Annotated in this window: 18 protein-coding genes; 5 read left to right on the forward strand and 13 right to left on the reverse strand. The window is 42.0% G+C overall.

All coding sequences use genetic code 11. The features are described from left to right. Positions 1–4 precede the first annotated feature (4 nt). Entirely contained in the window at positions 5–646 is a 642-nt protein-coding gene (gene yihA, locus B3139_RS06325; RefSeq protein WP_209575637.1) for a ribosome biogenesis GTP-binding protein YihA/YsxC, read from the reverse strand. Positions 647–1,019: 373 nt separating this feature from the next. On the opposite strand from yihA, the gene B3139_RS06330 reads away from it, so the two are divergent. Together B3139_RS06330 and B3139_RS06335 are read left to right on the forward strand one after the other, a co-directional pair. After that, a complete protein-coding gene (locus B3139_RS06330; RefSeq protein ID WP_293880917.1) occupies positions 1,020–1,955 on the forward strand; it encodes an ABC transporter ATP-binding protein in 936 nt (311 codons plus the stop codon). Then, positions 1,948–3,273, forward strand: a complete 1,326-nt coding sequence (locus B3139_RS06335; RefSeq protein WP_293880919.1) for an ABC transporter permease — start codon at positions 1,948–1,950, stop codon at positions 3,271–3,273. Before B3139_RS06330 ends, B3139_RS06335 begins: the two co-directional genes overlap by 8 nt. Positions 3,274–3,412: 139 nt before the next feature. Here B3139_RS06335 and B3139_RS06340 read toward each other — a convergent pair whose 3' ends face one another. After that, positions 3,413–3,940 carry an Mpo1-like protein gene (locus B3139_RS06340; protein ID WP_209575643.1) on the reverse strand — a complete coding sequence of 176 codons (528 nt, stop codon included), beginning with the start codon at positions 3,938–3,940 and terminating at the stop codon, positions 3,413–3,415. Between the two features lie 141 nt (positions 3,941–4,081). Here B3139_RS06340 and B3139_RS06345 point away from each other — a divergent pair, with 141 nt between their 5' ends. After that, complete coding sequence (locus B3139_RS06345; RefSeq protein ID WP_293880922.1) at positions 4,082–4,732, forward strand: HAD-IA family hydrolase; 651 nt, start codon at positions 4,082–4,084, stop codon at positions 4,730–4,732. A 57-nt stretch (positions 4,733–4,789) separates the two neighbouring features. On the opposite strand, the gene rny is transcribed toward B3139_RS06345, so the two are convergent. The 4 genes from rny to pheT all read right to left on the reverse strand — a co-directional run bounded on the left by rny (position 4,790) and on the right by pheT (position 9,802). Further along, positions 4,790–6,343 carry a ribonuclease Y gene (gene rny, locus B3139_RS06350; protein WP_293880924.1) on the reverse strand — a complete coding sequence of 518 codons (1,554 nt, stop codon included), beginning with the start codon at positions 6,341–6,343 and terminating at the stop codon, positions 4,790–4,792. Positions 6,344–6,710: 367 nt separating this feature from the next. Continuing rightward, positions 6,711–7,001 carry a cell division protein ZapA gene (locus B3139_RS06355; RefSeq protein ID WP_046675831.1) on the reverse strand — a complete coding sequence of 97 codons (291 nt, stop codon included), beginning with the start codon at positions 6,999–7,001 and terminating at the stop codon, positions 6,711–6,713. A gap of 58 nt (positions 7,002–7,059) precedes the next feature. After that, positions 7,060–7,365, reverse strand: coding sequence for a hypothetical protein (locus tag B3139_RS06360; RefSeq protein WP_209575649.1), 306 nt, complete (start codon positions 7,363–7,365; stop codon positions 7,060–7,062). Positions 7,366–7,405: 40 nt separating this feature from the next. Beyond that, on the reverse strand, positions 7,406–9,802 hold the full coding sequence (gene pheT / locus B3139_RS06365; RefSeq protein WP_293880939.1) for a phenylalanine--tRNA ligase subunit beta: 2,397 nt from the start codon (positions 9,800–9,802) through the stop codon (positions 7,406–7,408). A 196-nt stretch (positions 9,803–9,998) separates the two neighbouring features. On the opposite strand from pheT, the gene purL reads away from it, so the two are divergent. Then, positions 9,999–13,730 (forward strand): phosphoribosylformylglycinamidine synthase, encoded by a 3,732-nt coding sequence (gene purL / locus B3139_RS06370; protein WP_293880941.1) that lies wholly within the window; start codon positions 9,999–10,001, stop codon positions 13,728–13,730. Positions 13,731–13,790: 60 nt separating this feature from the next. On the opposite strand, the gene B3139_RS06375 is transcribed toward purL, so the two are convergent. Then, on the reverse strand, positions 13,791–14,705 hold the full coding sequence (locus tag B3139_RS06375) for an AEC family transporter (RefSeq protein ID WP_293880943.1): 915 nt from the start codon (positions 14,703–14,705) through the stop codon (positions 13,791–13,793). Positions 14,706–14,812: 107 nt separating this feature from the next. Here B3139_RS06375 and B3139_RS06380 point away from each other — a divergent pair, with 107 nt between their 5' ends. Further along, positions 14,813–15,646, forward strand: coding sequence for an AraC family transcriptional regulator (locus B3139_RS06380; protein ID WP_293880945.1), 834 nt, complete (start codon positions 14,813–14,815; stop codon positions 15,644–15,646). Between the two features lie 54 nt (positions 15,647–15,700). On the opposite strand, the gene B3139_RS06385 is transcribed toward B3139_RS06380, so the two are convergent. The 6 genes from B3139_RS06385 to B3139_RS06410 form a co-directional block, all read right to left on the reverse strand. Further along, positions 15,701–18,034, reverse strand: a complete 2,334-nt coding sequence (locus B3139_RS06385; protein WP_293880947.1) for a mechanosensitive ion channel family protein — start codon at positions 18,032–18,034, stop codon at positions 15,701–15,703. Between the two features lie 120 nt (positions 18,035–18,154). Continuing rightward, positions 18,155–19,558: a radical SAM protein gene (locus B3139_RS06390; protein ID WP_293880949.1), complete on the reverse strand. Its 1,404-nt coding sequence runs from the start codon at positions 19,556–19,558 to the stop codon at positions 18,155–18,157. A gap of 11 nt (positions 19,559–19,569) precedes the next feature. After that, positions 19,570–19,809 carry a hypothetical protein gene (locus B3139_RS06395; protein ID WP_293880951.1) on the reverse strand — a complete coding sequence of 80 codons (240 nt, stop codon included), beginning with the start codon at positions 19,807–19,809 and terminating at the stop codon, positions 19,570–19,572. Positions 19,810–19,814: 5 nt separating this feature from the next. Then, positions 19,815–20,567: a prolipoprotein diacylglyceryl transferase gene (locus B3139_RS06400; protein ID WP_293880953.1), complete on the reverse strand. Its 753-nt coding sequence runs from the start codon at positions 20,565–20,567 to the stop codon at positions 19,815–19,817. A gap of 140 nt (positions 20,568–20,707) precedes the next feature. Further along, positions 20,708–21,868, reverse strand: a complete 1,161-nt coding sequence (gene lysA, locus B3139_RS06405) for a diaminopimelate decarboxylase (RefSeq protein WP_293880955.1) — start codon at positions 21,866–21,868, stop codon at positions 20,708–20,710. A 13-nt stretch (positions 21,869–21,881) separates the two neighbouring features. After that, positions 21,882–23,195 (reverse strand): aspartate kinase, encoded by a 1,314-nt coding sequence (locus B3139_RS06410; protein WP_209575668.1) that lies wholly within the window; start codon positions 23,193–23,195, stop codon positions 21,882–21,884. Positions 23,196–23,225 lie beyond the last annotated feature (30 nt).

Consider the following 23,225-nt stretch of genomic DNA (forward strand, 5'->3'; position numbering starts at 1 on the left):
GAACTTAAAATCTAGGCTGAAACTGTTCGTTTCCATCCAGCTCAGGGCGAACAAATCGGCTGTTAACTTCAGCAATAGTATCCAAAATAGGCTCATGCCCCATTTTCTTTTCCGCCGAGGTAAGGAAAATCTGTGGTACCTCTTCAAACCATTGTAGCAATGATTTTTTAAACTTCGCAACATTAGCATCAGATTTGACAGCCGATTGCTTGTCGGCTTTTGTAAAAACCAACATAAAAGGCAACCCGCATTCTCCGAGCCAATAGCAGAAATCCAGGTCGATCTTTTGTGGTTCAAGCCGGCTATCCACCAACACGAAAACGCATTGCAAATTATCCCGGTGAGTAAGGTATCTGCGGATGAACTTTTCCCATTCATTACGACTTGTCTTTGAGGCTTTGGCAAAACCATATCCTGGCAAATCCACCAGATACCACGTGTCGTCGATGATAAAATGATTGATCAACTGGGTCTTACCTGGCTTTTGAGAGGTTTTGGCAAGTCCTTTTTTGTTGGTCATCGCATTAATCAATGATGATTTACCGACATTCGAACGTCCGATAAAAGCATACTCCGGCAAAGTTGGTGCTGGTAATTTGTCAACTCTCGTGTTACTACACACGAATTCGGCTTTTTTCACTTCCATGGAGCAAAGGTACGTTAAATCAATCCCTTTGACAAGATTTGTGCAGCTTCTATTCCATAAAAAAGCTTTATGTCCCATTATATAAGATGAGGATCAAAATGTGCGCAATTATTTCTAACTTTCCATTCTAGCAACTGTCAAAATGAGTACGCCAGCGCTGAAGCTGCCCTATCGTTGGTAGAATATTTGCCATCATACCAATACCAGAAGCCGTTGCAACAGTACGATTGAAATAGCACTCAAAAGAAATTTTTCAGCGGTGCTGTAACAATTCACTGGTAAATGATACTAACCTATCAATAGACAGCAGTCATTGAGCGATAGAATAGCTTTAACAAACTCAACATAAAAATTAAAATTAAACCTTCAATAGATGTTACTCGAAATCAATCATGTTACTAAAGATTACGCCAATCACCGGGCATTGGACGATGTTTCCATTCAAATTCCCAAGGGGAAAATTTTTGGATTACTAGGGCCGAACGGTGCCGGAAAAACGTCCCTAATCCGTATTATCAACCAAATTACAGCCCCCGATTCTGGCGAAATCTTGTTTAATGGCGAGATTTTAGGACCTAAGCACATTGCTCAAATCGGCTATTTACCAGAAGAGCGCGGGTTATACAAAAAAATGAAAATTGGCGATCAAATGCTGTATTTGGCACAGCTGAAAGGGCTTTCCAAGAAAGAAGCACTACAGCGCATTCAAGATTGGTGCGAACGCTTAGACATCACATCCTGGTGGGACAAAAAAATAGAAGACCTTAGTAAGGGAATGCAGCAAAAAGTACAATTTGTTGCTACAGTCATTCATCAACCGCAATTGATCATCCTGGATGAACCCTTTTCCGGATTCGACCCTGTCAATGCCAATATCATAAAAGAGCAGATTCTCCGTTTGAATCAAGAAGGTGCAACCATCATCTTCTCTACCCACCGAATGGAAACCGTTGAAGAACTCTGTGATAATATTGCGCTGATCAACCGATCAAAGAAAATATTGGATGGTGCTGTACAAGCCATTAAAAAAGAATACCGTAATCAAACCTATAAACTAGAATATACAACAACCGAAGATAATTTTCTTCTATCCCATAACACCCAGTTTGAAGTCATCGAGACAAAAATGATAGATAAAACATACTTCACTACAATTCAGCTAAATAACAATATCCATATCAATGAAGTCTTAATGCATTTAATACCGCAAATACAGCTCAATCAACTGATAGAAATCGTCCCCTCCATGGCCGATATTTTCATTCAAAAAGTTACACAAGCCTCACCTATAGCCAACAGTCATGCATAAAATATTACTTATTATCCAAAGAGAGTACCTGTCTAGAGTCAAGAAAAAATCCTTTATTGTCATGACCTTTGCCGTGCCACTGTTTTTCTTCGCCCTATATGCAGGCATGTTTTATCTCACCAAAAAGAGCTTTAAAGATTCGCATACCGAAGTCTTTGTCTTAGATGAACAAGGCGACTTTGCAAGCAAACTCCAAAGTAATAAAAATGTAAGTTATACAGTTAGCACACTAGGTCTCCAAGCACAAAAAGCACAGCTTGCCAAAAGTGAAGCAAAACAGTCGATTCTTTATATTCCCAAAGACATTTTATCCAGCCAAAAAGCGGAGCTTATTACGAGCGGAAAGACCAGTTTTGTCACACAGGAGATTATTACTGAGCAACTAGAAGAAATCATCCGCGAAAAGGAGTACAAAGCCAAGGGTATCGACCTAACTATCATCCAATCGATTAAACCCAAAGTGGCCATTGATGCCAAAGAAATAACAGCCGACGGTGAAGAAAAGAACAGCAATACCGCCATCGCAATGGGGCTGGGCGTTGCTTTGGCCATCTTAGTCTATCTATCATTATTTCTATATGGAGCGCAGGTAATGCGGGGCATTATCGAAGAGAAAAGCAGTCGCATCATCGAAGTTATTATTTCCTCTGTCAAACCCTTTCAGCTCATGATGGGCAAAATTGTCGGGATCGGTATGGTTGGCCTGACACAATTTGTCATGTGGCTGTTGCTTACGGGTGGCCTATTTATTACTGCAACGATCTTATTCGTCAATCCTCATGACATGCAGGAAGTAGCAGCGAGCCAGCCTGGTGGAGGTAACATGAGCACGGTATCAAAAGCAATGGCGCAAAATGGATCAGCTGCTATCCTTAGTTCAATACAAAGCTTCAACTTTACCGAAGTTATCATTTTCTTCTTTCTATTTTTTATCGCTGGTTATCTATTGTACAGTGCAATTTTCGCAGCCGCCGGTTCTGCTGTCGATAATGAAACCGAAGCCAATCAATTCTCCATGCCCATTACCATGCCGTTGTTATTAACCTACATCCTTTCTTTCGGCGTTATTATCAATGACCCCAATGGTCCAATTGCAACGTGGTTGAGCTTTATTCCGTTCACCTCACCTATTGCCATGCTGGTACGCATACCTTTCGGTGTCCCTTTGTGGCAGATCCTCACTTCATTGGCGCTCCTCATAGTAACCTTTCTATTGGTCACCTGGGTTGCTGCACGGATCTACCGCGTAGGCATCCTGATCTATGGTAAGAAGGCAAATCTAAAGGAAATTATCAAATGGTTTAATTACAAAAGTTAGCTGCGGACAGCAGCAGCTACATCGCGATAAATGCGATACAGACATCGCCAAAGCCCAAAAAAGCCANNTGGCTTTTTTGGGCTTTGGCGCATTAGGTTTTAATCCTATTGCGCAAGATCAGCACCTCAGGATCGTTCAACTAGTATCTTAATTTCAATTTTTTAAATACAAAATGCCAAAGCCAAATCGGTCCAACCAATAGAAATTGGAGAAACTGCTGCCCGGTTATATCCCTTTTCTCCTTCCCCTTTCCGAGAAATAAGGCTATAATAGAAATTAGTGCGATGCCAAGACACACCCAAATGACCGCTGGGCCACCATCCCGCTGCACATGCTCCAATTGTACGATAAAGTAGCTCATAGCCCCTATTGTGAATAATATCGCATACGATAAGGTTGCCGACAGCTTTAAATAATAATAAATGACAATAGCAATGAAGAAAGAGCCCCAGTTTAAAAAAGTATGCCAATTAAGTTTAACCAGGAACTCGAATTGCGGAAATGGAATCATCCAGATCGCACCCATGATACCAAAAAATAATAACGGTAAAAAGATGGCCTGAATCAGACGGTTGGTCGGATCCTGAAAATTAGCATCCAGCTCCGCAAAATACTTGTCTACGGGGCGTAAAGGTTCGGCTTCTTGCACTTTCTTCTTTTGTTTCATTCGGCAAATTTAACAAATATTGCGCATGCCTTGGCCCTGTACCCTAATAATATTCGCTATTTTTAGGTCTGCCATAAGTCATTAAATACTTTCGTGCCCTACAGACTCGCTTACTCCTATACTATTCCGTAATATTGCAGCATGAAGTCTTACAAACATATCTTATTCGATCTTGACGGAACACTCACCGACCCCGCAGAAGGTATCACCAAATGTATTGCTTATGCGCTGGAATCGAAAGGAATCCAGACAGCAGACCTCAACAGTCTCAAACCGTTGATCGGCCCGCCGCTTAAAGATTCCTTTATGCTTACTTTTGGGTTTGAGGAAAACGAAGCGATCAGCTGTGTCGACAAATATCGGGAACGCTTTTCAACAATAGGATTATATGAGAATATACTGTTCGATCGGATACCCGAACTTTTGGAAAAGCTAAAATCAAAAGATTACCACGTCTACCTAGCCACATCGAAACCTGAAATATTCGCCCGAGAAATATTGAGTCATTTTGCAATCGATCAATATTTTGATTTTGCAGGCGGAAGTGCTTTGGATGATTCCAGACCGACAAAGACCAGCGTCATTCAATATGTGATGGAAAACAGTGCGCTTTCCGATCCCCAGCACTGCATCATGATCGGCGATCGTAAACATGACCTGATTGGCGCCCGTGAGACGGGAATGGATGCGATCGGAGTGCTGTATGGCTATGGTAGCCGGATCGAACTCGAACAGGAGTCGCCCGCCTACTTGTTGCATAGTGTAGCAGATTTAATTGAATTTTTCGGATAATAAAAAAGCTCCAATCTGCTGATTGGAGCTTTTTTATTCGTGTTGCGCTTGAATGGTCTATTTTGCGTAAGACACCGATCTCGTCTCGCGGATAACAGTTACTTTAATTTGTCCCGGATAAGTCATTTCCGTTTGGATACGGTTGGAAATATCCGCGGCCAATATTTCCGATTGCGCATCAGATACTCTCTCACTTTCCACGATCACACGAAGCTCACGTCCAGCTTGTATCGCAAAAGTTTTTTCAACACCAGGGTAAGATAGCGCCAGATCTTCCAGCTCTTTCAGCCGCTTAATATAGCTTTCTACCACCTCGCGGCGTGCACCCGGACGTGCCCCAGAAATCGCATCACAGGCCTGAACAACCGGAGATATTAAGGCGGTCATTTCGATCTCATCGTGGTGAGCGCCGATGGCATTACATACATCAGGATGTTCTTTGTATTTCTCAGCAAGTTGCATCCCCAAAATAGCGTGTGGCAACTCAGGATTATCATCAGGCACTTTACCGATATCATGTAGTAAACCTGCGCGCTTTGCGTGCTTAACATTCAGTCCAAGCTCTGCAGCCATTGTTGCCGCAAAATTAGCCACTTCACGAGAGTGTTGTAAAAGATTCTGTCCGTAAGACGAACGGTAACGCATACGTCCTACCATACGGATCAATTCGGGGTGCAAACCATGTATTCCCAAATCAATCGCTGTACGTTCGCCAATTTCGACGATCTCATCTTCAATTTGTGTCCGTGTTTTTGCGACCACTTCTTCAATTCGGGCTGGGTGAATACGACCGTCGGTTACCAAACGGTGTAAAGCCAGACGCGCAATTTCGCGGCGTACCGGATCAAAACCAGAGAGGATAATGGCTTCGGGGGTATCATCTACGATGATTTCAACTCCTGTTGCAGCTTCCAGCGCACGAATATTACGCCCCTCGCGACCAATAATACGTCCTTTGATTTCGTCGTTTTCGATATTGAAAATTGAAACGGTATTTTCGATTGCCGATTCAGTAGCGGTCCGTTGGATCGTTTGGATTACAACCTTTTTAGCCTCTTTAGTCGCCGTCAGTTTTGCCTCATCCACTATATCCTTGATTTGAATCATTGCTTGTGAACGTGCTTCTTCACGTAAAGAATCTACCAATTGATTTCTTGCTTCGTCGGCAGTTACGCCAGCGATGCTCTCCAGTTGCTTAATCTGTTGTAATTTTAATGACTCTACTTCTTCGGATTTCTTTTCATTCAACTCAACCAACTTATCCAATTGCTTTTTCTTTGTATCCACCTCTTGCTTATCGCGGTTGATGTTTTCCAGTTTTTGGTTAATTGACTGCTCTTTTTGTCTCAACGTATTTTCCTTTTGGTTGATGGCATTGTTACGTTGGTTGACCTCCTTTTCATGTTCAGATTTTAATTGAAGGAACTTCTCTTTAGCCTCCAACAGGCGTTTCTTTTTGATGAGTTCCCCTTCCTGCTCTGCATCTTTCAGTATGCTATTTACCTTATCTTTGGCTTCCTGTTCTTGTTTTTTAAACAACAGAACCAATAGATAACGACCTATAACAACACCAACAATCAGAGAAATTATGCTATAAATTGCGATGTCCATGTATGTATAATTGTATTATTTATGTTTGTTTTTATTAATTATATCCTAATTTGTGTTTCAATTCCCCTAAAATCGTCAATTGCCCTTTTCAATCCGTAAGGTCGATGTAGCCAATAGACTACGAGCTCCATGCGCTCCGGAGGATTTCATGACAAAAAAAAACCGCAATTAAATTTAAACAGGTATCATGTATTATTAAACTTCGAGATTACATAATTAGGCTTAGATTGTGACCCAGATGGCTTTCGCAAAATGGCCTATATCTTTTTGCGCCTGTAATATTGAAGCGTTAAGTTTAAAATAGTGACAACCCGAATTTAATTGCGGCAAATTCGTCGTTTAAGCTCTAAATATAAAGAACGTAAATTTATTTTTTAAAGAAATCCGTCAACAACTGATCAAGTTCCTGTACTGAATTTTCCAAACCCACTTCGTGATTTTGGGACTGTCGCTCGGCATTGAGCATACGCGTCGCAAATTGCAATACACACATGGACAACAAATCCTGCTTATCTCGCACAGTATAGTTTTCCTGCAATTCCTTTACTTTTTCATTTATCAATTTCGCAGCATGTCGAATTACTTCCTCTTCCGCGCTCTCCACACGAAGCGGGTAAACACGATCTGCGATATTTATTTTTATGGAAATCTCTCCCATTTCTTTGAGCTTTTTAACGTTGTATTCGTTTGAATGAATCCGACTTCACGTATCCTTACTACTTCAGCAAACTAATACACTTGTCTATTTCCCGCACAAAATCGTTAATTTTTTGTTTTGTGTCAAGTATTTTTTCATTAATTGCATCTTTATCCGTTTCTGAATCTAAAGTACGGGCCACTGCCAGTGCTTTAACCTTCTCTTCCAACTGCTTGCTCTTATCGTTGCTCGCATCGAAAGCTACTTTTAAAGATTGTACCTCTAATTTAAGCAAATCATTTTCTTCTTGCAAGACTTCGCACAATTGAATTAAATTTTTCGTTTTCTCAACGATCAGATTCATTTGTGAAGACAATGTTGCCATATTATAAATTGAATATTACCAATTAATGTTGTATCTCGCATTAACCACGCACTTCCGCGCCTAGTTCCTTCTCAAAATTAACAATTAATTTTTGAACTATCGCATCAATTTGCTTATCATTGAGTGTTTTTTCTTCATCCTGTAAGATAAAGCTCAGAGCATAAGACTTTTTCCCTTCCGGAATTTTGTCACCTTTATACACATCAAACACATTTACATGCTTTAAAAGCTTGCGTTCGGTCTTCTGAGCAACAAATTGTAGCTTATCAAAACTCACATTCTCATCAATCAAAAGTGACAAATCTCGACGTACAGCAGGGAATTTAGAAACTTCCTTATATTGAATACTATTTTTACGGATTATTTTCATTAAAACATCCCAATCAAAGTCAGCAAAGAACACCTGCCCCTCTACATCGGCTTTTTTCAAATCGCGCTGGGCTACCGCACCAAAAGAAACCAGACATTTCTGGCCTTTCATATAGTTTAAGCCATACGCAAAATGCGCACTCGATGTATCTTGCATTTGAACACCTTCTATTTTCAGCCGTTTGACAAGGGTATCTACGGCTGCTTTGAGATGATAGAAATTGACCGCATCTTTCTTGCTATTCCATTGCTCTGGCTCATTTTTGCCTGCCATCGCAAAAACAAGGTGCTGTGTTTCTTTATAACCTTCACTATCCAATGCATAGGTCTTACCGAACTCAAAGAATTTTAGATCAAAATTTCTGCGCTTCTGGTTATATTCAATCGCATTCAACATCGAAAAAACCATATTTTGACGCATCGTGTCCAAATCCGAACTCAATGGATTATACAACTTAACCGCTGTATCGCTATCATCAACATAATCTAGCTTCGTCAATGAATTAGATAGGATCTCACGAAATCCATTGGCGATGAGCAGATCGGCCAATTGATTTAAGACAACTTCCTTATCCGGCTTTTCAACCGTATTCAAAGAGGCCTTAATTTGCGGCTTCAACGCAATATTATTATAGCCATAAATCCGTAATACCTCTTCGACAACATCCACTTCACGTGTTACGTCAACACGATAAGCAGGTACCAGCACATCAAGGCCCTCTTCCGTTTCAGCAGCTACCTCAATGCCAAGTGCAACAATAATGGATTTAATTTCTTGCGTTGGAATCTCCTGTCCGATCAAACGAATCACGTTTGCATAGCTGACGTGGAACGAAAACGGTTTGATCTCGACGGGGTACTCATCTTTGAGCGTCGATGAAATTGTTCCACCCGCGATTTCCTGAATCAATAATGCCGCACGTTTCAACGCCTCAACCGTAATATTCGGATCAGTACCGCGTTCGAAACGGAACGACGAATCTGTCTTTAGGCCATGCCTTTTAGCGGTCTTCCGTACAGAAACAGCATTGAAATATGCAGACTCCAAAAATATAGTCGTTGTTTCTGCACTCACACCCGAATATGCGCCGCCAAAAACACCGGCAATACACATCGGTTTTTCCGTATCCGCGATCACTAAATCCTCAGCAGATAAGATCCGTTCAACACCGTCAAGCGTAACAAATTTTTCACCTTCCGTCGCCTGGCGAACAAGAACTTTATTCCCTGCAATTTTATCGGCATCAAAAGCGTGAAGTGGCTGCCCTAAGTCGTGCAGGATATAATTCGTTACGTCGACGATAGTATTGATCGGACGTACACCGATCACGTTTAATTTCTCTTTCAACCAATCTGGAGATTCGCCAACGCGAACACCAGTAATATTAATACCGCTGTAACGCGGGCAGGCCTGCGCATCTGCCACGACGACTGTCGTTCCCTCAGCCTCTCCGGCCTCGAATGCAGAAACATCTGCCTTTAAAACTTGCGTACGGAAATGTGCAGCAATGTCCCTGGCAACCCCCAAATGCGAAGCTGCGTCTGCACGATTTGGTGTTAAACCAATTTCGTAACGGTAATCATCCTGAACATTGAAGTGTTCTTTCACCAAAGTTCCTACAGCCACTTCAGCCGGCAACTCCACAATTCCTGCATGGGATGTACCTAAACCAATTTCATCTTCCCCGCACAACATACCTTCGGAAACTTCGCCACGAATTTTGGATTTAGTTATTTTAAAAGGCTCCCCTGTCAATGGATGACACGTAGTACCTACCGTCGCAACAATAACTTTCAAGCCTGTACGGCAGTTTGGAGCGCCACACACAATGTGCAACAAGTCCGGCCCACCGACATCAACCGTAGTTACGCGCAATTTATCTGCGTTAGGATGCTGTTCACAAGTTTTCACTTCACCAACCACCAAGCCATCTAATCCACCGGGGATACTCTGTACAACGTCCAAAGCCTCTACTTCCAATCCTGTATTTGTCAAGATTAAAGAGAGTTCTTCCGGAGTTGAATCTATATTAACATGTTGTTTTAACCAATTATATGAAATATTCATCTCGAATTTGATTTGATCCACAAACTTAGATAAATTTGCGTTTATATCCAACGTCAATTTACCGTTAAACGAATTTATAACCCGACGTAACAGGGGAAATATACACCTATTTTTTAATCAAAATTCAATCATTTCCACCAAAATAATATGTAACTTTGTGCTTTAATTTGAAGAACGTTCAAAACAAACATTTATAATGATTCATTTCTTTGAGAACCCATCGAACACTATATATGGTGTTCAAAGCGTAAACTCTTTATCACAAGAAGACATTACTAAACTCAACTGGCTATTCGGCAACGCCAAAAAACTAGACGACCAAAACCTTAACCATTACTTTGTAGGACCCCGTGCTGCGATGGTTACTCCTTGGAGTACCAATGCTGTAGAAATCACACAGAACATGGGTATTGACGGCATTGTTCGCATTGAAGAATTTCAGCCGGTGTCAGAAGATTTCAATGACTTCGATCCAATGATTTCCCAAAAATTCAGCATGCTGACGCAGGATATATATACTGTTAACATCACGCCAGAACCGATAGTGGAAATCGAAGACATCGATGCCTACAATAAAGCTGAAGGACTAGCGCTCAATGCAGAAGAGGTTGATTACCTTAATCAACTTTCGGCCAAGTTAGGTCGCTTGCTCACAGATTCTGAAGTATTCGCCTTTTCACAAGCCAATTCAGAACACTGTAGACATAAGATTTTCAATGGCACCTTTATCATTGATGGCGAAGAACAACCGAATTCCCTGTTTAAAATGATCAAAAAGACGTCTGAGACCAATCCCAACGAGATTGTTTCGGCGTATAAAGATAACGTTGCTTTTGTTAAAGGTCCACGTGTGACACAATTTGCCCCTAAATCTGCCGACAAACCTGATTTTTACGAAGAAAAACCTTTTGATTCGGTTTTATCTGTTAAAGCTGAAACGCATAATTTCCCAACTACAGTAGAGCCATTTTCTGGTGCAGCAACAGGATCGGGTGGCGAAATACGGGATCGTATGGCGGGCGGCCAAGGTGCAATTCCATTGGCGGGTACAGCCGTATACATGACTGCTTATTCGCGATTGGAACAAAATAAATTGGATCTTCAGGCAGGAACTTTAACTGCGCCAGCAGAAGAACTCAACAAGACGCGTCCATGGGAAAATGCGATGCAAGAGCGTCAATGGTTGTACCAAACCCCAGTTGACATCCTGATCAAAGCATCCAATGGTGCTTCTGACTTCGGTAATAAGTTTGGTCAGCCCCTAATTACGGGTTCTGTATTGACCTTCGAGCATGAAGAGGATGGCCGTAAACTTGGTTACGACAAAGTCATTATGCAGGCCGGCGGAGTTGGCTATGGAAAACTGGATCAAGCGAAAAAACATACACCGAAAACCGGTGATAAAGTCGTTATCCTGGGTGGTGAAAATTACCGCATCGGAATGGGTGGAGCTGCTGTATCTTCTGCAGACACAGGGGCATTTGGTTCTGGAATTGAGCTTAATGCCATTCAGCGTTCCAATCCCGAAATGCAAAAACGTGCAGCGAATGCTGTTCGTGGATTAGTGGAGTCTGATCATAACCCCATTGTCTCTATCCACGATCATGGTGCAGGTGGCCACTTAAACTGTCTTTCTGAACTTGTTGAAGAGACCGGCGGTTTAATTGATCTGGATGCACTTCCTGTAGGCGACCCGACACTATCCGCAAAAGAAATTATCGGTAATGAATCGCAAGAACGTATGGGGCTTGTGATCGCTAAAGATGATATTGACACCTTAAAACGTGTTGCCGATCGCGAACGTGCACCAATGTACACCGTAGGTGATGTTACTGGCGACCACCGCTTTACTTTCGAATCAAAAAGTACGGGTGAAAAACCAATGGATTATGCGCTCGAAGATTTCTTTGGCTCATCGCCAAAAACTTTTATGCGCGATAAAACCGTAGTTCGTAACTACGCTGACCTTGCTTATGATGCAGCCAACATTCCAAGCTACTTAAACCAAGTCTTGCAATTGGAAGCTGTTGCTTCCAAAGATTGGTTAACCAATAAAGTAGACCGTTGTGTTGGAGGCCGTGTTGCCAAACAACAATGTGCTGGTCCATTGCAATTGCCGTTGAACAACGTCGGAGTGATGGCACTTGACTATAAAGGTAAAGAAGGTATTGCGACAACAATAGGTCACTCCCCTATTGCTGCCTTAGTGGATCCCGCTGCGGCAAGCCGAACGGCTATTGCCGAATCGCTTTCCAACATCGTATTTGCTCCGATCAAAAATGGCCTCGCAGGAATCTCCCTATCGGCCAACTGGATGTGGGCAGCCAATAATGAAGGTGAAGACGCCCGCTTATACCAAGCTGTTAAAGCCTGCTCGGAATTTGCCATCGCATTGGGAATTAATATCCCGACGGGAAAAGATTCCTTGTCCATGAAGCAAAAATATCCAAACGGCGAAAACGTCATCGCTCCAGGCACATTGATCATTTCTGCCGCCGGAAATTGTACGGATATCACCAAAGTGGTTGAACCTGTACTGAACAAAACGGCTGGGTCAATCTATTACATCAACTTATCAAAAGATCAGTTCAAATTAGGCGGTTCGTCATTTGCGCAAATCATCAATAAATTAGGTACTGAAGTACCGACAATTCAGGATCCTGCTTATTTTAAAACAGCTTTTAATACTGTACAGCAATTAATTCAAGAAGGACAGATCGAAGCTGGTCACGACGTCGGATCGGGTGGCTTGATTACCACCTTATTGGAAATGACCTTTGCTGACACCAACCTTGCTGCCAACTATGACCTTTCGGCGTTAAATGAATCGGATACCGTAAAAGCGTTTTTTAATGAAAATATCGCACTGGTATTGCAAGCGAAAGACGATGCGGCCTTCGAAGCCAGTATGCAGGATGCAGGTGTTGATGCTGTAAAAATTGGCCAGGTGATCGAAGGAAATACGGTAACAGTTAAAAATCAAGAGGCTTCTTTTAGCTTTGATGTCGCAGCGACCCGTGATGTATGGTTTACGACATCATTCCTTTTGGATTCAAAGCAATCTAAAAATGGAACGGCACAACAACGCTTTGACAACTATAAAAACCAGCCTTTAACTTTTTCTTTTCCAAGCCAATTCAATGGTAAGAAACCAGTGATCGACAGTACTAAGGTACGTCCAAAAGCTGCCATTCTTCGTGAAAAAGGTTCGAATTCAGAACGTGAAATGGCTAATGCCATGTTTTTGGCCGGCTTTGACGTGAAGGATGTCCACATGACAGATTTGATAACTGGACGGGAGACATTGGAGGATATACAGTTTATCGGTGCAGTAGGTGGTTTCTCTAACTCCGATGTACTTGGATCAGCAAAAGGCTGGGCCGGAGCCTTCCTCTACAATGAGAAAGCGAAAAAAGCGCTAACAGATTTCTTTGCTCGCCCAGACACGCTCTCTGTTGGTATATGCAACGGTTGCCAATTATTTATGGAACTCGAAATGATCAATCCTGAGCACGAAGTACATGGAAAAATGCTGCACAACACCTCAGGAAAACATGAGTCAAACTTCGTTTCCGTAAAAGTGCAAGAGAACAATTCTGTGATGTTATCGACGTTAGCCGGAAGTACTTTGGGTGTCTGGATCTCACATGGTGAGGGAAAATTCAACCTTCCATATGCTGAAGACCAATACAATATTGTCGCAAAATATGGATATGAACACTATCCGCACAACCCAAATGGTTCAGATTATAATACCGCAATGATCTGTGATAAAACCGGTCGCCACTTGGCTACTATGCCACATATCGAACGCTCGATTTTCCAATGGCATTGGGCAAATTACCCCAAAGGACGCCAAGATGAAGTTTCTCCTTGGATTGAAGCATTTGTCAATGCGCGCCAATGGATTGACACACATAGCAAATAGTAAAAAGAAAAAACTCCTTCCATACATGAAGGAGTTTTTTCTTTTTATTCACCTTGTCAATTAGGGAAACAATATCCGAATGGCAAAATCCCAGCATAAGGTGGTCAGCAATCCGGCGACGATACTAAAGCCAATGACCAGGTTGACCAGTTTCGTATTTAAATGATATTGCTCGGCAATAATACCTGAAGTTACCAAAGTTGGCATGGCTGCTTCAAAAATGCTGATCCTTGCAATGGAACCCTTTACACCCAACAATAAAGCAAATATACAGACAAGCAGGGGTGCTAAAATCAGTTTATAGATCATTGCTGTGCTAATTTGCGAGGCCTGCTGCTTCCAGCCATCAAACTTAAGCTGCAACCCAATAGAGAATAGTGCCAAAGGTCCCACTGTGGCAACGAGCTTATCGAAAAAAGGCTCGGCAACGGACAGATCAACAAATTGAGATAGCAGTAAGGCGGCAGTGCAACCGATTAAAGGTGGAAAGCTAAGCAGCTTTCGCAGCATAAATTTCACATCAATTGTCTCGCCCTCATGTACATTCGCTTTCAGCGCATTGATAATTCCTGCTGTGGAGAGCAGAATAAAGGTCGTTTGGTCGCAAATAATCGCTATGGGTAAGTGTGCCTCACCAAAATAAGCAATAATCAGCGGGAAACCGATAAAAGAAGTGTTACTATATCCCGCCGCCAATTCCAAACTGCTGCGCGAACGTTGCTTATAATTTTTACGTTTACAGTATACCTCCATAAATAACCAGCTACCTGCCCAAACGAGTATGGCCGAAAATACAGGAAACAGCAATTGTGAAGACCATACGATCTTTGGAATATATTTAAAAGATACTGCTGGCAGTGCAAAATAAAGAATCCAGGTATTGATGCCCTTATGTGCTTCGGAATGAATTAAATTTGTTCTCCGCAACAACATGCCGGCCGCGATGCAAAATGCAATCATTATAAAATTGACCATGTTTTATACCGTTTTATCCGACACAAAGGTGCAATAGTACAACAGGCAAAAACATGTATAAATACATTATTTTTATGTATATTTAGGGATGTACAAACCGAAAAGTAATGCGTAAAAAACAGTTTGAACCGCTACGGATCAGTGAATTTGTTGAGGATAGCTTTCACCTGCCACCGCATCAGCAGAATTATTATGAGCTCGTTTATATTCGTTCGGGTAGAGGAACGCATGTGATTAACAAATTTGAACTGAATTATGAACGTGGCGATATCTTCTTGATTAGTCCAGCAGACATGCATTATTTTAAAATTGAGAAAAAGACACATTTCTTATTTATTTTGTTTACAGACGGTTATTTCCTGCAGAACAAACGGAACCAAAAGCTCTATTCCTGGATCATGGAGCTGATGAACGATAAAGGCCTCAAGGAGCGCAAATTGAATATTGGCGAAAATTATCGTCTGATTTTTTCCCATGTGCTGGAAGCTGTCCGACTATATGCTGATATGGCCATCAATCAGCATGCTGACTGGCTATTTGACCAACTCGTTGCCATATTTGGGCTTTATAAAGAGATATCGGAGGCACAGCGTTTGCCCCAGCAGCCTGAATTATATATTGATCGATCAATTTCGGCCTACATCCATCGCTATATCTTTTCACCCGAAAAACTCAAAGTCAGTATCCTGGCTCAGAAATTCAATATCGCTCCATCCTATTTTGGTATCTATTTTAAGAAAAACTTTGGCACGAGCTTAAGGTCATATATCAATACCTACCGGATCGAACTCATCGAAAATCGACTGAAATCCAAGGCTTACACACTGAAGCAAATTGCTGCAGAACTCGGATTTACAGACGAGAGCCATCTTTCACATTTCTACAAACGTGCCAAAGGATTCAGTCCGTTATACTACCGAACGCAGCTGATTAAATTGTAAGCCTATACAGCACACGATTAAATACATCCGTCAATAGAAAATCAATGGATTGGATTAGCTTTTGGGCGGCATGACACTGTAGAACTTCAAACCCTCTGCTTCAAACTTTTTGTATAATATAAGTAATACATCATTTTTAAAGGCTGAGGTATTGGCCGCAAAGTTTACCCAGCCGGACACGCTCAGATAAATCATCTCTTCACTGATATCCTGTATACTGATGCCGCTATCTCTATCTTTGATAAAATGGGCGCTACTTTCCATCGCGTCCTTAATCCACTGTTTAGCTTGATCCAAATCTGCTTTCCGATCGATGTGGAGGACAAAACTTGTCTTGCTGTATTCTTGGGATAACGTCCAGTTGACAACCCTTCCTGAAAGCAAATCACCATTTGGAATAATAACATCAGCCCCATCGCCCGTTTTTAAAACGCTGGCACGTATACCGATTTCTTTAACACGTCCTTTTTTATCGGCAAGCTCAATTTGATCCCCCACCCGAAACGGCTTGTCGAAAACCAAAATAATACCTGACACAAAATTATTGATGATATTCTGCAACCCCAGACCGATACCAACACTCAGCGCTCCAATCACAACGGTCAGTTTATCCAAACTCATGCCCAATGCAGAAACCGCCATAAAAAAACCAATCAGAATAATTGCCAACCGAAATAGCGGAAATAGCGTCATCTTCTGATTATAGGCCTGGCTAAGTTGGCCGTCTTCGCCTCCAAGTACGATTAAACTGATATTTTTTTGGAACCACTGCGCCACCAAAAGCAGTAAGATAGCCACAACAAGATTACCCAGTGTGAACGATATGCTACCAATACTGCGCACTTTACCAAAAAAGACTTCACTAACGGCCAGTAATGTTTCAATAAACTGCAGATTATTGGCCAGCACGATGATTGCTAAAAGTATACAAACGACCCGAAGAAACTGGGTGATGATCCCCAATGTGCGCTGCTCATTGAACCGCATCCAGAACCCCAACGTGAGGCGATCTTTTTTAAACTGATTACGCACATCAGCCTTAATCATGTCTGCGAAGTATTGCAATGTAAACGACTGCACCAAACCGACGGCACACGCTATACTGAAACTCCGAGAGTGCTCGACATGACCAATGACATTCAATGTTATTGCCGTAATATTTAAAATAGCGAAAATGACATAGATAAAATTGCTGATGTATCCCGGACTTTGCGCATTTTTTATGCGTCGTTTTGTATAACTGACGAGCCCAAGGGCAATCAGATTAAAAACAATGCAAATGATCCTCGGGAAGAGATCGTCACTTACGATTATATTGACAAAAATATCAAGTACATAGAATACAATGAGAATAATGGCTATTTTACGCTGCACCCCCGTCATACGATGTCTTAGTAAAAACATAAAGATCAACATGATGATCAACTGGGAAGCCTGCAAAATAAAACTCGGCGTAAAGAAGTTTACAAAAGGCAATAAAGTCAGTAGAAAAATGATTGTCTTCCCGACAATAGCGTCAATAGCAAGTTGATGTTCAGGATCATGTTGTCTTAGAATATAGGACACCCGTGCTATCCAATAGCAATATCCCAAGCCCAGTATAATGAGCAGGATACGGCTTGCCCAGTCCGTCCGATTGACGTATTTGTCGATCGATTTATTGTTACTGTAATTTGTACGGATATTATTCAGTAGCACATCCTTTGAAATTGCTGTCGTATTGGCTTTCCAGATTGAACGCTTACCTGCTACGGTATCTACCTTCTTACTATCGCTTTTTAACGCATGTACGTCGTCTAACCGAACCAAATGCCGCTGATTCTTGACGATCAGTTCATCGATGGTCCGATTGATCAGCTCTAGGGAGTCCATCTTAGCCTCAAGTTTAACCTGCGCGTTATCGAGGTACTGGTATGCACGGCTATGGTTGTTGGCATTGATATCGTATTGGCTGATCAGGTTTCTGATTTGATCTTGCGTAGCGTTGAGGCTGTTTGAATAATTACTGATACTCCCTTTAATGGACTTAAGCTGTCGGTTCTCTTCCTGAATACTATTTTTTATTGCAGCAATACTATCTTTCGCTGATCCCGCATTCGTGCCCAAATAAGCGTTGGACTTTTCATTCAATTGCGCAACAAATTCGGCTAGCGACGATGTGCGGATGTTGGATAAAAAAGTCAGATTAACCTTCTTCAGGTCATTCCGCAAAGAATCGTTTCCGACACGGGTTGAATCGGAACTGGCCCGTCTATTCAGGTTGGCATGCGACGTCCGATCAATGCTCAAAATTCTCCTTACTTGAACTGAATCTTGCGCAGAGACCTGCAACTGGCAAGCCAAAAGGCTGAAAACAAAAACTAAATGCTTAAAAATCCCCAATTTCATACTGCTTATTTTATTACCCTTTTTTCCGCTCCGATCTACAAGCCGAGAGCCCCCCAACCAGCTAAAAAATCCAGAAAAGGACCGGCGTTCCTTTTTTCGACAAAAATAGCTTATATAACACTAAAATCGAATAGCGTCCGATAATTTAAGTTCTTCCAGACGCTTCAATTTATCATCACGATAAAATAAATTCATTGTTTCAAATGGAATTATCTTCAAATCTTTATTGACAATATGCACACAGGACTTTTTGACAGCGCGAACGTCAAAGTCGTAAGCATCCATAAAATTCATGATGATGATGCGAAAAAGGTTGTCGTAGTCGAGGTCGGGAGCACAAACCTCCGGCAGACAGCAAAGCAGCTGATTAACTTTTGGTTTGACGCGGTCTACGGAAATTCCCGTACTGAAAATATCCAGCAACTGCATCTGTACCCCCTTGTCCTGCTCATAGACAATGGTGTTGCGGGATTGATTATTCAACAGCAAAGCGGGATCAATATGTCGGGTTAACGGTATCCGTTCATCTCCTATCTTCAAGATATAGCCCATAGCCAACGCATCTGGATTACAGGGTACAGGGATAATATCATGAGGATCCAACAATGAACACTGATTCAGTATTTCTTGGCGTACTTCAGTAAGCGTCATTTTATGATGGTGCGCATCGGTCGCATTTCTACCCGCAATTTCCACCGGCTGGAAAGTTACCCCCCTAACGCATTGCTGCTTCAATGCAAAGTCCAATATATCGCCAATTTCATCGTCATTAGCCCCTCTCTCCAGCACCACCACCAGTGTTGTACTCAAATTCAAAGCATTTAATTTGTCAATAGCCTTTTTTCGAATAGCTGTCAAATCCTTGCCCCGAAACTTTTCGAGCACCGATGGGCGAAAAGAATCAAACTGGAGATAGATTTCAAATTCGGGCGCATAAGTGGCGAGTTGCTCCGCAAAACCGGGATCATTGGCAATCCGGATCCCATTCGTATTGAGCATCAGATGCTTGATGGGTTTCGTTTTTGCGATATCTAAAATCTTAAAAAAATCAGGGTGAATGGTTGGTTCGCCGCCGCTGATCTGAACGACATCGGGTTCACCTTCACTTTCGACGATTTTATCCAACATCAGCTCAATCTCTTGCAGTGACCGATGCCGCCCATAGTGGGGCGAAGACATTGCATAACAGGTTGGACAGGTCAAATTACACCGGTCGGTCACCTCGATGATCGAGAGACAACTGTGCTGTTCATGATCGATGCATAGACCACAATCATAGGGACAACCATAGTGAACCTGATGATCGAATTTTAAAGGAGTCTCCGAAGCCTTATTATAATTTCGAATGTTTTTATAATAGTCCACATCGGTAGCAATCAGCGTTTTGAAAAATCCGTGCTCGGGACAGGTTTTTGTCATGAACACCTGCTCATTTTCAATAATGATTTTTGCGCCAACACGCGAAAGACATGTTGGACAGAGACTGATGGTATAGTCGTAATAGGTGTAGTTTCTAACGGGCATAAAGACAATTTCTAGTTCATAAAAGTCAGACCACAGGCAAGTCCTCCTGCCAACATCGCACCAATTCCACACAAAAGTACTTTCAGCCAGGGGTTAACATTGAATTTTGACTCCTTATTGCCTGCTTTGATAATCGAACCGATAATAATCACCAAGAGCGCAATACCGATCACAATAGCCCCTATGGTAAGTAGAAACAGTCCCAACATTGCGGTACTTTCCGACCCAAATGATCCTTCAAGCAAATACATAGTTCCTATTTTTTGATGAAACGTTCACTATTTAATAAATAAATATAATAAATTATCACCACGATGCACGTAATTTGTATGGTACTGAGGCCAAAAAGAATAATCGCCCGCGGTTTTATAAAATCCAACACAAAACGAAAGCTAAAATAACTGAGCATAAAAAGCTGAAATAATACCCCTTTATGATAATTGTAGCGTGTTTTAAAGCATTGGAGCGCTGTAAATAAAAGAAGGAGAAATGCAATTTCATACAGCGCCACCGGATGACGTTTATAAGCGTCACCGAGATACATCCCAAATGGGCATTCGGTAGGCAGACCATAGGTTTGTTCGAAGACTCCTGTATAAAAGCAACCAACTCGACCAATGGCGATGGCCAAAATCAGGGGGAAAACCATCAGATCGCCCGTGCTCTCTTTTTTCCCCATGAGCTTTTTCATCCCTTCAACCGCAATCAAACCGCCAGCTAAGCCCCCTATAATGGTATTATTTACCCAGATATAGGCCCATATATTGCTCGCGCTAAGCAATTCGTCCGGACGCTCCAGGGAGCCGATAAGATGTGATCCGATGAGCGCCCCTACTCCTGCTGCGATGACAATAAGAAGTGAATTGCTATGCCCCAGGCTTTCTTGATCCTTCCATTTGAGCAACTGATAATAGCGCATGCCAATAAACATGCCCAGCCCTTCCATAAAAGGATGTAGGAGAAATGTTTTTCCAAACAGATCAATCGTTACTGGAAATTCGATGGTCATTAGCATAAACAAGTATACAAAAGACAATCAATAAAATGATGAACAAAATAGCACGCTGCACACACACACGACAGTATGGACACCAAAAAGCCAGTCCTTATTTTGGACTGGCTTTAAAATGAATTTTCTGTTACCGCAGTTTATAACTGCGTGTTATATACAAAACGAATTTCTTCCCGTAAGTTATACCGCGAAGCCATCACCTCTCCATACGCTCCAGCCGATCGAATGGCGATCAAGTCACCACGTTTTGAAATAGGAAGTGGAACTTCCTTACCAAAGCAATCGGACGATTCACAGATCGGTCCAACAACGTCATAGTTCACAGGCTCAGCCGTATTTGCGGCACTGATATTCTCTATTTTATGATAAGCCTGATACAAAGCCGGACGCATTAATTCCGTCATTCCCGCATCCAATACCAAAAAGTTTTTCTTTACACCGTTTTTGACATATAGCACGCGGCTAACGAGGCTTCCACACTGCGCGACCAAAGCTCTCCCCAACTCAAAATGCACTTCCTGCTGTGGCGTACGCTCCAGGAAGCGATCGAAAATATCAAAATAAGCTTCAAAATCAGGAATTGCATTTCCGTCAGGATTTTTATAATCAATCCCCAGTCCACCGCCAACATTCAACACACGAATTTGTGTACCACGTTCCTCAAACCAGTTTTTCCATTCATTGACCTTCACACATAGACTTTTGAATACCGTCATATCCGTAATCTGCGAACCTACATGGAAATGCAGGCCTACCAATTCAATGAATTCGCATCTTTTAAGCACTGCGGCACATTTTTCCAAATCCGCATTGGGTACGCCAAATTTGTTTTCATCAAGCCCCGTGGTAATATAATGATGGGTGTGCGCATCCACGTTAGGATTAATCCGCAACGCAACATTGGCCTTCACACCTTTGTTGGAGGCAAGTTCATTGATTACTTCAAGCTCCTGGATAGATTCCACATTAAATGCAAAGATATTTTGATCGAGTGCATAATTGATTTCCTTATCGGATTTACCAACGCCGGCAAAGGTAATTTTTTTAGAATCAAAGCCACATTCAATGGCTTTCTTTACCTCGTTGCCACTCACACAATCCGCTCCAAAGCCGACCGATTGGATGGCTTTCAATAACTGATCATTAAAATTGGCTTTTAATGCATAGTGAACGTGAAATCCCCGTTTGTGGGATGCAACATGTGCAGCATCCAAAGTCTTGTTCAACACATTCAGATCATAATAATAAAACGGCGTTTCGTTCTCCGCAAATTTCGCCGCGATATCTGTATTTATCATATAAAACCTAAACTTAAAATAAACGATTGTGCAGTGAACGTAATGCTTCAGTTTTATGATCTGAATTCAATAGAATCGACACGTTAAAGTCTGAACCCCCATAGGAAATCATACGGACAGGCAGGTGTTTAACAGCATCCAGTACACGAGCAGCATATCCGTGGCTATTCAATCCAAAATCTCCGACAACACAAACAATGGTCTGATCGCCATCCACGGTGACAGAGCCAAAATCTTCCACCTCTTTAATAATATCAGTCAAGTTTGTGGTATCGTCTATGGTCAACGATACGGCTACTTCCGAAGTCGTAATCATATCGATTGGCGTTTTGTAACGCTCGAATATTTCAAATACGCGACGTAAAAAGCCATAAGCAAGGAGCATTCTCGAGGAATGGATATGGATTGCCGTGATACCATCCTTCGCGGCAATGGCACGGATACACCCTTTTTGAGCACCGTCTTTACTGATCAATGTACCCTTAGCATTCGGTTCCATGGTATTCAACAACCGGACAGGAACATTATATTTCTGTGCAGGAAATACCGATTGGGGGTGTAAAATCTTAGCACCGAAATAAGCCAGCTCGGCAGCTTCATCAAAGCTCAGGTGTGCAATCGGTGTTGTACCTTTCACGACACGTGGATCATTGTTGTGCATACCATCGATATCTGTCCAGATCTGAACCTCATCAGCACGGATTGCAGCGCCGATCAAAGATGCGGTATAATCCGACCCACCACGGCGCAAATTATCGATTTCGCCGAACGAGTTTCTACAAATAAAACCCTGTGTGATAAATAACGTATTCGCTGGGCTTTGCGCCAGGATGTGGCTCAGCTTTTCACCAATATACTCGACCATAGGCTCATTGTCCTCGTCGATTTTCATAAAATCCAAGGCCGGCAGCAACACGGATTTAATACCGATTTCATTGAGGTAGAAATGCCATAAGGCAGTAGACATCAACTCGCCTTGAGCCAAGATCACTTTCTCTTCGATTGATGTAAATAATTCATTGGCTAGGGTAGAAATCAGATTAAAATGGTAATCGATCAATTCTTTACCATTTTTATATCCTTGTTCAGTGCTGAAAAGTTCTTTAATAAGGTCTTCGTACTTGTCCTTATGCTTCTTGACCAAATCTTTAGCTTCGTCCTTCTTACCTGCTGTGTAAGCTTGACTTATTTCAACCAAAGCATTTGTCGTTCCAGCAACTGCGGACAACACGACGATCTGACGTTCAGCAGGGTTTACAATATCCAACAACCCTTTGATACGTGCTGCACTCCCCACGGAAGTACCACCAAATTTTAAAACTTTCATACTGAAGTTACAATTATTAAATTTCTGTGT

Origin of the sequence: Sphingobacterium sp. UBA1498 (genome assembly GCF_002325125.1) — a bacterium.
Taxonomy (GTDB): Bacteria; Bacteroidota; Bacteroidia; order Sphingobacteriales; family Sphingobacteriaceae; genus Sphingobacterium.

Coding starts and splice junctions, on each gene's coding strand:
- yihA (WP_209575637.1), bottom strand. CDS start 646: ATGGAAGTGAAAAAAGCCGAATTCGTGTGTAGTAACACGAGAGTTGAC.
- B3139_RS06330 (WP_293880917.1), top strand. CDS start 1,020: ATGTTACTCGAAATCAATCATGTTACTAAAGATTACGCCAATCACCGG.
- B3139_RS06335 (WP_293880919.1), top strand. CDS start 1,948: ATGCATAAAATATTACTTATTATCCAAAGAGAGTACCTGTCTAGAGTC.
- B3139_RS06340 (WP_209575643.1), bottom strand. CDS start 3,940: ATGAAACAAAAGAAGAAAGTGCAAGAAGCCGAACCTTTACGCCCCGTA.
- B3139_RS06345 (WP_293880922.1), top strand. CDS start 4,082: ATGAAGTCTTACAAACATATCTTATTCGATCTTGACGGAACACTCACC.
- rny (WP_293880924.1), bottom strand. CDS start 6,343: ATGGACATCGCAATTTATAGCATAATTTCTCTGATTGTTGGTGTTGTT.
- B3139_RS06355 (WP_046675831.1), bottom strand. CDS start 7,001: ATGGGAGAGATTTCCATAAAAATAAATATCGCAGATCGTGTTTACCCG.
- B3139_RS06360 (WP_209575649.1), bottom strand. CDS start 7,365: ATGGCAACATTGTCTTCACAAATGAATCTGATCGTTGAGAAAACGAAA.
- pheT (WP_293880939.1), bottom strand. CDS start 9,802: ATGAATATTTCATATAATTGGTTAAAACAACATGTTAATATAGATTCA.
- purL (WP_293880941.1), top strand. CDS start 9,999: ATGATTCATTTCTTTGAGAACCCATCGAACACTATATATGGTGTTCAA.
- B3139_RS06375 (WP_293880943.1), bottom strand. CDS start 14,705: ATGGTCAATTTTATAATGATTGCATTTTGCATCGCGGCCGGCATGTTG.
- B3139_RS06380 (WP_293880945.1), top strand. CDS start 14,813: ATGCGTAAAAAACAGTTTGAACCGCTACGGATCAGTGAATTTGTTGAG.
- B3139_RS06385 (WP_293880947.1), bottom strand. CDS start 18,034: ATGAAATTGGGGATTTTTAAGCATTTAGTTTTTGTTTTCAGCCTTTTG.
- B3139_RS06390 (WP_293880949.1), bottom strand. CDS start 19,558: ATGCCCGTTAGAAACTACACCTATTACGACTATACCATCAGTCTCTGT.
- B3139_RS06395 (WP_293880951.1), bottom strand. CDS start 19,809: ATGTATTTGCTTGAAGGATCATTTGGGTCGGAAAGTACCGCAATGTTG.
- B3139_RS06400 (WP_293880953.1), bottom strand. CDS start 20,567: ATGACCATCGAATTTCCAGTAACGATTGATCTGTTTGGAAAAACATTT.
- lysA (WP_293880955.1), bottom strand. CDS start 21,868: ATGATAAATACAGATATCGCGGCGAAATTTGCGGAGAACGAAACGCCG.
- B3139_RS06410 (WP_209575668.1), bottom strand. CDS start 23,195: ATGAAAGTTTTAAAATTTGGTGGTACTTCCGTGGGGAGTGCAGCACGT.